The organism is Photorhabdus caribbeanensis (genome assembly GCF_018448885.1).
In the GTDB taxonomy this organism is placed as follows: Bacteria; Pseudomonadota; Gammaproteobacteria; order Enterobacterales; family Enterobacteriaceae; genus Photorhabdus; species Photorhabdus caribbeanensis.
On record NZ_RCWB01000010.1, the window covers coordinates 43,270 to 56,459 of the forward strand.

The window sequence follows — 13,190 nt, forward strand, 5'->3', positions numbered from 1 at the left end:
ACTCAGAAATAATAGCAATACAGCATTCCTATTTATTAGGAGGTTGGCCGTTTTTATATAATTGGAATCAATAAGAAATTAAATATCTTAGAGTCAAAAATATATCCAAGCCATTTATATTTAATATCTGGAAACTATTCTTCTCTTATTCCCTCTATCTCCTTCTTCAACTCCTTCTGGTTTAAATTCCAAACTGAATCTTCCGGCATTTGGATACGAATATCTAAACGATAATGTTGACCATATTTCTACTCGAAAATGCTGTTAATACAATATCTCAATTCTATAACACATTGCCTGGTCATTGGCAGCTTTTAATAATATTTGGAACTACTTCTAATGCATTATTACCATTACTAATCTATTGTCACTGTTATTTTCTTTTTTAGAAAGTCAAAGAATCCCCCTCGTTTATGTATATTGTTCTACCCATCAAACACCATCATCCAAGGTATTACTATTTTCTTAATAGTTAATTGCGTTATCACTAATAAGCTATGACAAAATATCACCCGCGCTACAGGCTATAGTTACTACTGCTATATAGGTACCTTATTTCATGGTATCAGTTAGAGTTAAAAGAATTTTTATAAACTAATCAACTCTCTCCCCTATACTTGAAACCACGTAATCATTTGTTCTGAGATTGCAATTTATTATCTTTCTGTTTGCCGTATTACCTTCCTGAAAGTGATATATACCCTTTTTTGTTCCACTGGTGAACCACCCAATCCCTAATGCTTAGCATTTTGACTAACACTGGTATGCCGCCAACTTCTTTTATTGGCATATCCAATATATTCATAAAAGTTTTATTTTTTTACTAACAACAAACAAAATACAATAAACACTTTAAAAATAAAGTTTTGCTTGCTATAAAAATAAAAGCCTCGCTTGTATATTTAAGGCATGAAAACAATGCACGAAAGAATCAAGCAAGCTCGGCTTGCAAAAAAACTAACTCAAGCTGAACTAGCAGATATGCTTGGAGTTACTCCACAGTCTGTACAGCAGTGGGAATCAAGCACAGAACCAAGAAAATCAAAGCTAACAACATTAGCATCTATCCTTAACACCGATGTGAACTGGCTTTTATTTGGTGAAACACTCAAAAAGGGTACGAACCAAGTTCCACCTGAAAGCGAGTGGACAACTATTACGCAATGGGACAGTAACATGCCACTAGATGGCAATGAGGTGAAGGTGCCGTTCTTAAAGGATATTGAATTCGCATGCGGCAATGGTGGATGTATTGATGCAGATTATAACAGCTTTAAGTTAAGATTTTCTAAAGCAACATTAAGCAGAATTGGCGCACCTGCTGACGGCTCTACAATTGTTTGTTTTCCTGCTAAGGGCGACAGCATGGAGCCAGTTATCCCAGATGGAACAGCTATAGCAATAGATATCTCTAATAAGAAAATTATTGATGGAAAAGTATATGCAATTGAACAGGATGGGTTAAAGCGTCTTAAATGTCTTTACAGACGCCCAAGAGGAAAATTACTTATCAGAAGTTATAACCGTGATGAATACGAAGATGAAGTTGCAGATGAAGATCAAGTGAACATCATCGGAAGAATGTTCTGGTATTCCGTTTTAGATTACTAAGGTTATGGAATGGACAATTTTAAGATAAAAATAAAACATCATGTTGACCACGTTAAGAGCGCAGGCCAACACTGCACCACCGAAGAAACAACCAAGCAAGCATTAATATTGCCTTTTTTAGATATTCTTGGGTTCAGTCCGTATGACCCTCAAAAAGTTAAAGCCGAATATGGCGCGGATTTCCCCGGGTTAAAAGCAAATGAGCGGGTTGATTATGCTTTGTTTTGCCAAGGTGTTCCAGTTATGTTTATCGAGGCAAAAGGATATAGCGAAAAGCTAGATAACCACTGCCCTCAGTTATCCAGATACTTTAATTCCACTCCAGAAGTGACTATCTCGGCAATTACCAATGGATTAGAGTGGCGTTTCTTTACCGATTTAAAACAAAAAAACGTAATGGATCCTACCCCATTCTTACGCATTAAAATGGATGAAGTTAGCGACGCAGATGTAAGCCAGCTCTATCGATTTAGACACGATAAATTCAAACCGGAAGCACTAAGAACGCTTGCAGAAGAAAGTGTTTACTTATCTGCTTTTACTAAAACCATCAGCACTAGCTTGAGAGATGTTGATAGTGAATTTGTGAGATATGTTGCCAATAGATCTAATGTCGAACGCCAACTAAACCAGCGCTTTATTGAATCAATCACCCCGTTGGTAAAACAAGCTGTTGAGAAATCTGTCAGCGCAATGGTGGTTTCCGGTCTTTCAAATAAACATGTTCCAATTGATGGAGTTCAAGACGAGATAGAACTTCAAGAAAATTCGAAAGAACCAGATGAAATAGTAGATCTAGATAACCCTAATATTGTTACCACCAAAAACGAACTAGCTCTATATGAAAAAGCAAGATCAATAGTTGGGGATTCTGTTGACTTGCAATACAAGGATACAGAATCTTACTTTGGAATTCTTTATCAAGGAAAATCAAATAGATGGATAATAAGATACTTTGACAAGAAGAATAAACCTTACATCCAGATACCTATTGAGCTAACTGATATATTAGCCAACGAAGTTAATAGAGCTGGATTATCTGCTAATAACTCAAGGATATTTATAGAAGCGCCAGAAGATATATTGAGGATAACAGGTATTATCCTTGATGCTTTTGAGTTCGTCAAAAATGACGATAACTTTAGAAAGAAAGCACAATAACATACCAGCCACCACTCGGTGGCTTTTCTGCCCTATATCCTTCACTATCATCTAAGAATGTCTAAGCAGTCACATTTCCAACAATCAATAAAAATAAAATCCATATTAAAAACAAGTATTACTTGTTTTCATAAACCAATACTTGTATACCCCTAATCATCTTAATATGACTCGCTACCGTCTAGAAGAACTATCCACAAGTCTGAGGAAAACAACGTAGTGTTGTCTTTCTAGGCTGCCTGTACGGCAGTAAACATTTACCGGTTCCCTGAAGGTTATGTGCCCCATTTCTAAGCTGCCTGTACGGCAGTAAACAGTGGAAGGTGTACTACCAGATATCGTTTCGTTTCTAAGCTGCCTGTACGGCAGTAAACTGTTACATATTAACCTCAACCTGTTGAATGTTAAAGAGTAATTATTAAAAAAAATAAAAAACCCTTTTTTACGGGACAAATAATATTTACTTAAAAATCAACAAATTAAAATTTACCGTTAAAAAAGGGTCAAAATTTTTCCCATCCAAGTAGAAAACAGCTTCTGCTTCTATTTCTAGCTATCAAGCGTATTTTTGTTCAGACATTACGCTGCTCTCACTATGTAGTTAAAGGCTATGTTGCGGGGGCGGTTCTCTGAGGCCACAGGAACAACCCTTGACGCGTCGAACCCAAAACCATATTCAGTGTATACAACATCCGGGGTAAAATGACCTACCGATTTTGGCTTGCCATCTGTAGCCACCCCAGACGTTGCACTAGCATAACAAGCCCCTTTTGTTGCCAAATGAAAGCCATTTGTTATAGCCCCAGGAAATAAACCCTCAATATTTCTAATGGCATCTCCCTGATGAGTTAAAATTCCACGGCCGCTATCAATACCTCGACCATCATCCCACCCGCGAATAAATTCGCCTCTTAAATCAGGTAATCTGCCGTCAGGATAAGCTTCCGCTAACTTCGGATACTGTAATCTATTAAATGCTGAACCATTACAAGTGAAATAACCGAATGGTGGATGAGGTAACGGCCACGGAATAGGAGAACCAACCGGAATTTCATTGGCTGTTTTTATCCGGTTATCTATCTCTTCGCGGGTATATTCACGTAATGAATTTATTACTTCCTGAACAAGCTTTTGCGTAACCGCCAGTGTGTCGCTATTGCCAACCACATTTGTAAGCTGGACAACGCCTTTTTGAGTTAATGAGGCACTAGGAATGTCTGTTGTAATTTTTTGTTCTAACGCTTTATTTAATTGCGCGGTAAGTTTAGCTATATTTCCATCATCCAGAACATCATTGCCAGATCGTGCTGCAATAAAATCTGCCACGACAGATGATACCGTTGAGGCTTGGCGTAATACCTTATTTAACAAATGAGTGGGAACATTATCTGGTGAAAATCCACTCTGTAGACTCTGATTTACCTCATATTTTTCCTGGCTGACTACATTCGCATTATCACTAATAGAAAAAGCCTTAAAATCATTTTTGTAACTCATATATTCCCCTAAATTTAAATAACATTATTTTACAAACCACTCATTAAAATTCAGCATTATATTTCAATAAAATACTCTTATAACTCAGAGAGCTGATTTTTATATAATTTCAATAGCAAACAACCTAATATTTTCAACCAAAACATACTAAATTCATTTATATTAAACAAACCAAAATCATTCCACTACTTTATTGCTTACTGAAATGTTTTTATATTTCATATCTCAGAATGATATTTTAGTGCTGTAATTACAGTATCAACAAAATCACTGTATGAATGGCCTGTTTATTCAGGCCATTTTCATTACCTCGGTTGTTCTGGCCATTCCATCTCGGGAGCCAGCGAAATATTTACTCTATTGAGCATTACCCTGTATTTTTTCCATTCCAACAGAGCGGCTTTCTCCGCTTCGGTAGCGATATCTAAATCAGCAGCATCTTGCAGTAATGCAATGGATTCATTCGCGTGTCGCAACAGAGTTACACGCCGCTGCTCCGCTTGTTCAACCTGATTTGCTTTTAGGGCTACATTATCAGTGATCCATTGTGTGCCATCCCATTTATCAAAATCGGTGGTAGGTTGCTTGAAAGTCAGAGTTTCAGGTAATTCACCCAGTTCAGTAATTTCCTGTTGAGTTAGAGTTAACGTGTCGTAAGCGATTTTTCCGCGATAATCAGGTACTCTTTCCCAACGCTTACCGTCTTCACTGCGACAAACAGCCACATCATCAGAATCGGGAAAGTCTGGTGCATCTAAATAAGAATGTGCTGACAAACTGACGCCCAACATGACATATTCGATATCAGAATTGGTAAATTCTCGTGTAATTTGATTTGTGTGATAAACTTTTATCCAGCCAGGTTGAATTGCTAATCCATTCTCACCTAATACGGCTGTTTCATGTTCTAAAAAGTTTTTTTGTTCTGTCATTATGCTGCATGCCGCTGCTCTCACTATGTAGTTAAATGCTATGTTACGGGGCCTTGATATCCCTATAAATGCGGAATTCGCGATCCAATCTGCCTGAGCTTTATAATATACGGCTTTTACCGAAATATTGTTATTTCGGGGAATATCCCACTGCAATTTTTTGAGCTCATTGCGTGAGGGAGTAATAAGAAAATTACCAGCCCGATCAACATTCTGTACCAAATAAGCCCCTTCCTGCCACGACAATATTGAACGAGATGGATCCACATTCCGACCACTATCCCAACCACGGATAAATTCGCCCCTTAAATCAGGCAATCTGCCGTCAGGATAAGCTTCTGCTAACTTTGGGTACTGCAATTTATTAAAAAATGCACCGTTACAAACGAGGTAGTTGATAGGTGGATAGGGTAACGGCCACGGAATGGGGGAACCCACAGGTATATTAATTTCTTCACGTAATGAATTTATTATTTCCTGAGCAAGCTTTTGTGTAACCGCCAATGTATCGCTATTACCAATTACATTTGTAAGCTGAACAATACCCTTCTGTGTTAATGAGGCATCTGGAACCTTTGTTGTCATTTTTTGTTCCAACGCGCTATTTAATTGGGCGGTGAGTTTCTCTATATTCCCATCATCCAGAACATCATTATCAGATTGTGTGGCGATAAAATTAGCGACGACAGAAGATATCGTGGACGACTGACGCAATGCCTTATTTAGCATATCTGTGGTAATACCATCTTGTGGAAACCCCGTCTGCAAATTCTGATTTTCTTCATATTTTTCTTGGCTAATTACATTAGCATTATTGCCAATAGAAAAAGCTTTAAAATCATTTTTTTGACTCATGTATTTACTCCTTAAGTAAAATAATATTTTTTATAATCAACATATTTAATTACTGTAAAAACAATCCGACTGTAATTTATTAAAATTAAAGTCTAGTTCAGAAAGAAGAGCAATACATCATTCCTATTTATTAGGAGACTGACCGTTTTTATATAATTGTAATCAATAAGCAATTAAATATCTTAGAGTCAAAAATATAGCCAAACCATTTATATTTAATATCTTAAAACTATTCTTCACTTATTCCCTCTATCTCCTTCTTCAACTCCTTCTAGTTTAAATTCCAAACTAAATCTTCCGGCATTTGGACACGAATATCTAAACAACAGTGTTCTGGAATGTCACAACACTCTCTATCTTCATAAAACACATATTCATTGTTCTCATCGATACACTTAAGCCTCCAGTTCTGAAAATAGATTAGTAAGTAAGAATGTTGGTTTTTTAATCTGCCTGTACGGCAGTGCACTTCTGTTTACTGGCCGGATGCAGTATAAGCCATTTCTAAGCTGCCTGTACGGCAGTGCACTTAATCGCGATTGATGAGGCGTGGCGGTTTTGTTTCTAAGCTGCCTGTACGGCAGTGCACACGCGTTGCTCGGTATCCTTCGGGATAAGATTTTTCTAAGCTGCCTGTACGGCAGTGCACAATAACATTGAAATCATTCCACTATAACATAATTTCTAAGCTGCCTGTACGGCAGTGCACATAATGATAATACGAGCGGGGTGTTTTCGGAATTTCTAAGCTGCCTGTACGGCAGTGCACGCAGAATATCCGTCCAATTCACCTTTCCCGATTTTCTAAGCTGCCTGTACGGCAGTGCACAGTCTGGCGACTTAGGCATATGGGAAACCTTATTTCTAAGCTGCCTGTACGGCAGTGCACGACTAAGTATATCGGTAATCCGTGCCCGTATGTTTCTAAGCTGCCTGTACGGCAGTGCACCGACTGACTCCGGGCTTTAAATTGTATCGACCTTTCTAAGCTGCCTGTACGGCAGTGCACTTGGCGATGAGAGTTCTCTGGCTCTTGCTTCTTTTCTAAGCTGCCTGTACGGCAGTGCACTGCTGTTGCTTTGGTTTTTGTTTTTGTGGATTTTTCTAAGCTGCCTGTACGGCAGTGCACTTTTGTGGTTTCTGTAACAGATACCCCATGATTTTCTAAGCTGCCTGTACGGCAGTGCACAAGGAAGGAGCCCACTTTATTGAAATTTCTGGTTTCTAAGCTGCCTGTACGGCAGTGCACTGCTCCTGTTTTAATTTCATATATTCGCAATCTTTCTAAGCTGCCTGTACGGCAGTGCACATGGGCGTGGAGCGAAGGGGGTCAGTCGTTGGTTTCTAAGCTGCCTGTACGGCAGTGCACTAATCAAATCAATCCTGCAACAAACGGATGGTTTTCTAAGCTGCCTGTACGGCAGTGCACTGTGTCGTAGTACGTGTGTTGCTTGCCCCCGTTTTCTAAGCTGCCTGTACGGCAGTGCACCCGCTGCTGGTTATTTTAGATGAAGCCAGCATTTTCTAAGCTGCCTGTACGGCAGTGCACATTTGAATTAGTTAAAATTACTGCTGATCTTCTTTCTAAGCTGCCTGTACGGCAGTGCACTTGTATTAGAAATACTACGTGATACGAGTCAATTTCTAAGCTGCCTGTACGGCAGTGCACCATGAAATGAATGAGTTAGAGAAAAAGTGTCATTTCTAAGCTGCCTGTACGGCAGTGCACAATAGATAGCGCCAGGCAATGGGTTGAATTTTTTTCTAAGCTGCCTGTACGGCAGTGCACCCCAATTGCTTTTCCCGATTTACTGTCCTCTGTTTCTAAGCTGCCTGTACGGCAGTGCACGCGTTCATGAAGTGGTTCGAGCTTCAAGTTTATTTCTAAGCTGCCTGTACGGCAGTGCACAATTATTGAGAAATCTGTGGCATTTACCGCAGTTTCTAAGCTGCCTGTACGGCAGTGCACATTATGCAAATGCTCAAGATGCATTAGATAGCTTTCTAAGCTGCCTGTACGGCAGTGTACGCAACCATGTAAAATCTTTCTTCCAATCTTCGTTTCTAAGCTGCCTGTACGGCAGTGCACAAAAACCCATCAGGTTATGAATGTGTTCAACATTTCTAAGCTGCCTGTACGGCAGTGCACTATGAGTTGCTCTACCAGTAACCGCACCGTTGTTTCTAAGCTGCCTGTACGGCAGTGCACTGTCAGGGACCACGCATCACGCGGCCCCCAACTTTCTAAGCTGCCTGTACGGCAGTGCACATTTCAGGCCCTCTCTGGTTTTTGCAAGGTTGTTTCTAAGCTGCCTGTACGGCAGTGCACTGGCCTCCGTTACCGATGGCAAAGTATTTTAATTTCTAAGCTGCCTGTACGGCAGTGCACTGTTACATATTAACCACAACCTATTGAATATTAAAGAGCAACCGTTATAAAAAATAAAAAAACCCTTTTTTGCGGAACAAACAATATTTACTTAAAAATCAATAAATTAAAATTCATCGTAAAAAAAGGGTCAAAACTTCCGCCATTCAAGTAAAACCCCCTCCCCTTCTATTTCTCATTTAAAGGGTATTTTTGTTCAGATACTATGCTGCTTTCACTATGTAGTTAAAGGCTATGTTGCGGGGGCGGTTCTCTGGTGCGACAGGAGCAACCCTTGCCGCATCGAATCCGAAACCATATGCAGTGTATACAACATCCTGGGTAAAATGGCCCACTGATTTAGGATTACCGTCTGTACCCACGCCCAAAGTTGCACCACCATAAAAAGCCCCTTTTGTTGCCAGATTAAAGTAACCTGTTATTGCCCCAGGAAATGAACCTACAATATTTCTAATGGCATCTCCCTGATAAGTTAAAATTCCACGGCCGCTATCAATACCTCGACCATCATCCCATCCACGAATAAATTCGCCTCTTAAATCAGGTAATCTACCGTCAGGGTAAACTTCCGCTAACTTCGGATACTGTGATTTATTAAAAGCTGAACCATTACAAGTGAAATAACCGAACGGCGGGTGAGATAACGGCCACGGAATAGGAGAACCAACCGGAATTTCATTGGCTGTTTTCATCCTGTTATCTATCTCTTCGCGGGTATATTCACGTAATGAATTTATTACTTCCTGAACAAGCTTTTGTGTAACCGCCAATGTATCGCTATTGCCAACCACATTTGTAAGCTGGACAACACCTTTTTGAGTTAATGAAGCACTGGGAATGTCTGTTGTAATTTTTTGTTCTAACGCTTTATTTAATTGCGCGGTAAGTTTAGCTATATTTCCATCATCCAAAACATCATTGCCAGATTGTGCAGCAATAAAATCCGCTACGACAGATGATACCGTTGACGCTTGACGTAATACCTTATTTAACAAGTGGGTGGGAACATTATCTGGTGAAAATCCACTCTGTAGACTCTGATTTACCTCATATTTTTCTTGGCTGACTACATTCGCATTATCACTAATAGAAAAAGCCTTAAAATCATTCTTGTAACTCATATACTTTCCTTAAATTAAATAATATTATTTCATAAGAAACATATTGAACTATTGTAAAGATGATTTCTCTCAATTCACGCAAATATCAGTCTAGTTCAGAAAAATAACAATAGAATGCTATTATTACTTATAAGGTTAACTATTTTTATATAATCGGTGGAAATAAGTAGTTCAACATTCTATTTGATGTTCTCCATACGGAATATTTTTATCTAAAAACAAATAATTAAACGGTAATATCCAGAGTTAAAAACCGTATCCAGAAATTTATCTATTAATACTAATTCAGTATTACTATTGACATTTTTAACCGCTGATAATTTAAAAACATTTCCAATTTTAATTAAATTACCCAGATATACGTCTCACGACCAAGCCAATAATTTCCCTATCCTTTCTCTTTTTTCTGCGAGATGGTTTGACTGTATTTGCGCCGTTTGAACCTGACAGTGATTTTTCCCTAGAATTCACTTCAAAGAAGTTGCTTGGCGAAAAACCTGGCAGAAATAGTGTGAAGCATCGAAATTTTATGATGATTTGCCTGCATTTTGTCAGCACATATCTACATTTCCCAAATTAATCTATTTGGCTGAATCTGACATTTTTAATATAATCCATATCTGAAAAATGATAAAACTAGTCAGTGCAAAGTATTAACGGAAAAATAAAATATCACCACACAAAGAAGAGCTAAACCATTTAAAAGCACGCTTACTCAGCGAAGTTATCTGTTCACACACATCGTTTTTATGGTTCAAAGCAATACATCGCACCCTTAAATGCCCAGACCGCAGGTTCTATTTCTGGTGGAGAATTGCTAATTATTTATACAGAAAAAAATAAAGCCAAGAAAATCTCAACTCATATAAATAGAAATCTAAGAAATAAATATAAGTGTAAATCCGTACATTATTTTCCAATCTTATCAATTGATAGAAATTCCTTGCTTTTATAACTTTAAACCACAACTAGAACTTTAAAAATTTAAGCTGCCTGTACGGCAGTACACATAGCAGGAATACATCCGAATTTTGAATTAATTTTCTAAGCTGCCTGTACGGCAGTACACGGTAGGATTTGTAATCCGTCTTTTTTCCCATTTTTCTAAGCTGCCTGTACGGCAGTACACGGAACAATTTAGCTATTGGCCCGCGGTGAAATTTTCTAAGCTGCCTGTACGGCAGTACACAAATATATAGCGTTCTATTTACGCATGGGGGTTTTCTAAGCTGCCTGTACGGCAGTACACGATGCTATATGCGACTGGAACTCTAAAAATAATTTCTAAGCTGCCTGTACGGCAGTACACGTGTTTCTCGCAAGCAGAGAGGGGTGCTGTTTTTCTAAGCTGCCTGTACGGCAGTACACCGGGGCATTCTGTACCGACCGCTTGAAACTCATTTCTAAGCTGCCTGTACGGCAGTACACTCAAAGCCCACTACAATGCAATTAAAGCTAGCTTTCTAAGCTGCCTGTACGGCAGTACACTCAAGTTTGCTGGTACTAATCGATTATTAATATTTCTAAGCTGCCTGTACGGCAGTACACGATTACGTTCATGAGCTATTGAAATCAAGGCGTTTCTAAGCTGCCTGTACGGCAGTACACATGCAATTTATTGAAAATGATGCACTATTCTTTTTCTAAGCTGCCTGTACGGCAGTACACGTATAGGCTAGACCCAATTCTTTACGAAGACATTTCTAAGCTGCCTGTACGGCAGTACACACTTAATCGAACGTAACAATCTGTTACATAGCTTTCTAAGCTGCCTGTACGGCAGTACACAATCTTTACCCCCACCCAAAATTGCAGTTGGTTTTCTAAGCTGCCTGTACGGCAGTACACTGTTACATATTAACTCCAACCCACTGACTATCAAAGAATATATTTATAAAAAGCTCAAAAACCCTTTTTTAAAGAAGAGATTGAATTACATTAAAAATCAATAAGTTATAATTGATTGCTAAAAAAGGGTTAAAAATCAGGTTCAGGAATACCTGCGTTTTTAAGTTACCATTGACACAATTTTCTTAGCTAACGACTACGTTTCAAGAAATCTTCTACCTTATCCCATTCATCACTCAGCGGAATCGATTTCTTCCCATCCGGTGATACAAGATAATAACGGTCGTAAGAGCCGGATTTTTCCTTATACAAATGTTCTTCCGTGATGATATACCCTTCATATCTACCTGACTCCACAATATCGAGCCCATTGCCATATGTGATGACATCAGATATTTTTCCTGTTCTGTTATCAACAGATCTAATTTCATTCGCTGTCGCTGATCTCATACACTCAAGATATGTTTTAGATGCATCAGGAGAAAGGCTAATATTCCACGTTGGACACAATTTTTTATCATACCCTATTTGAACTGCTGTATGTCCTTTGCCTGAAACAACCATTTTTGATTCAATTTCATCATCACCCTTTATCCGTTTGAGATACAACTCATAATGATAAGGAAAACCACAACAATCATCTTCCGGATCTTCACTTTTGGCTGGATATGAAATCAACTTTGCAGCGCTCTTTTTATCTTTCGAGATTACGGTCTGTAAAACTTTGTGAGGTTCATCAATATTATCAGATAATACCTTTCCTTTAAAACAAAGCTCCCTCTCTTTATTAACAGAAAAAAACTCCACCCCTATTGGGCAAGCCTCAGCAGCATTTATTTGTCCCGACACATTTAACAGTAAAAATGCCAGGATATATTTTCTCATCATCGATAACCTCATCCTATATTCCAAAGAAAGATCTCTATAAAACATAGCTAATCCAATATTACCTAAATTATCTATTAATGCGATGTTACTTACAGCACCATAAAATAAATAGGCTATCGTGGTCAATATATCGACACCATTTGAAAATATCAACATCTATAATCAATAAAAATCTTTGTCAGTACTCTTTATTATGCAAGTAAAGGATTAAGGTTTATAAAAATTCCCTAAGTTTTTCATATTGGCCAATTTTTCTATTTCAGCAATTTTAAACATCATAACTTCACAAAAAATTAACATAATTACAGAGACACTTCATTTGATCTTGCTAATAATACTTTTAACCAAGAAACTTTCATTAATAACAGAAACGCTCAATCTATTGTTCGATACAATACTCCAAGACTATTGATAACCGTTCACCAATAAATGCCATCGAAAAAAATAGGTATCACCAACTATCATTGACCATTCAGAAAAAATATCATTATTAAATAATTTACCTAAAAAATAATATTTAAAAATATATTTCCATTTATTTAAAATTTCTTTATTAAAGAATAAAGACTTAATTATTAGTTTATTTTTCATTTAAAAACAAATTGTTTATCTATGCCATATAATAAAGTTATTTTAAGTTAAATTGTTACTGAAATCGCTTACTTAATCCATTAAGTAATCAGCAAGGATTTACTATGCAAAACATAAAAAGTAAACTAAGCAATACCACGTTAATCTTAAGTTATATGAAGAATAAAAATAGAGTCATTTGAACACATAAATTATATTTAACAACCTTAGAATATGAATAAAAATCCCGCTACCAAGATAAAACATATGTTGAAACGATGTAAAGGCATCTTACAAAAAACTCAATCATCGGGAAAC

General features: G+C 37.7%; 6 protein-coding genes, 1 pseudogene and 2 CRISPR repeat arrays. Of the genes and pseudogenes, 2 read left to right on the forward strand and 5 right to left on the reverse strand.

Annotated elements, in window-relative coordinates; genetic code table 11:
- Window positions 1–909 precede the first annotated feature (909 nt).
- Both EAE90_RS08950 and EAE90_RS08955 read left to right on the forward strand, forming a co-directional pair.
- Window positions 910–1,611: an XRE family transcriptional regulator gene (locus tag EAE90_RS08950; RefSeq protein ID WP_214053202.1), complete on the forward strand. Its 702-nt coding sequence runs from the start codon at window positions 910–912 to the stop codon at window positions 1,609–1,611.
- A gap of 9 nt (window positions 1,612–1,620) precedes the next feature.
- Window positions 1,621–2,772 carry a type I restriction endonuclease gene (locus EAE90_RS08955; RefSeq protein ID WP_214053203.1) on the forward strand — a complete coding sequence of 384 codons (1,152 nt, stop codon included), beginning with the start codon at window positions 1,621–1,623 and terminating at the stop codon, window positions 2,770–2,772.
- A gap of 579 nt (window positions 2,773–3,351) precedes the next feature.
- On the opposite strand, the gene EAE90_RS08960 is transcribed toward EAE90_RS08955, so the two are convergent.
- From EAE90_RS08960 to EAE90_RS08980, 5 genes and pseudogenes are all read right to left on the reverse strand, one after another.
- On the reverse strand, window positions 3,352–4,269 hold the full coding sequence (locus tag EAE90_RS08960; protein WP_214053204.1) for a phage tail protein: 918 nt from the start codon (window positions 4,267–4,269) through the stop codon (window positions 3,352–3,354).
- Between the two features lie 305 nt (window positions 4,270–4,574).
- Entirely contained in the window at window positions 4,575–5,201 is a 627-nt protein-coding gene (locus EAE90_RS08965) for a tail fiber assembly protein (protein WP_214053274.1), read from the reverse strand.
- A 225-nt stretch (window positions 5,202–5,426) separates the two neighbouring features.
- Window positions 5,427–6,056: pseudogene (locus EAE90_RS08970) on the reverse strand (tail fiber protein); the annotation flags it as partial.
- Window positions 6,057–6,497: 441 nt separating this feature from the next.
- Window positions 6,498–8,445: a CRISPR direct-repeat array (repeat unit 28 nt; unit sequence TTTCTAAGCTGCCTGTACGGCAGTGCAC).
- Window positions 8,446–8,648: 203 nt separating this feature from the next.
- On the reverse strand, window positions 8,649–9,566 hold the full coding sequence (locus tag EAE90_RS08975) for a phage tail protein (protein WP_214053205.1): 918 nt from the start codon (window positions 9,564–9,566) through the stop codon (window positions 8,649–8,651).
- Between the two features lie 981 nt (window positions 9,567–10,547).
- Window positions 10,548–11,414: a CRISPR direct-repeat array (repeat unit 28 nt; unit sequence TTTCTAAGCTGCCTGTACGGCAGTACAC).
- A 189-nt stretch (window positions 11,415–11,603) separates the two neighbouring features.
- Window positions 11,604–12,428 (reverse strand): hypothetical protein, encoded by an 825-nt coding sequence (locus EAE90_RS08980; RefSeq protein WP_214053206.1) that lies wholly within the window; start codon window positions 12,426–12,428, stop codon window positions 11,604–11,606.
- Between the last annotated feature and the right edge of the window lie 762 nt (window positions 12,429–13,190).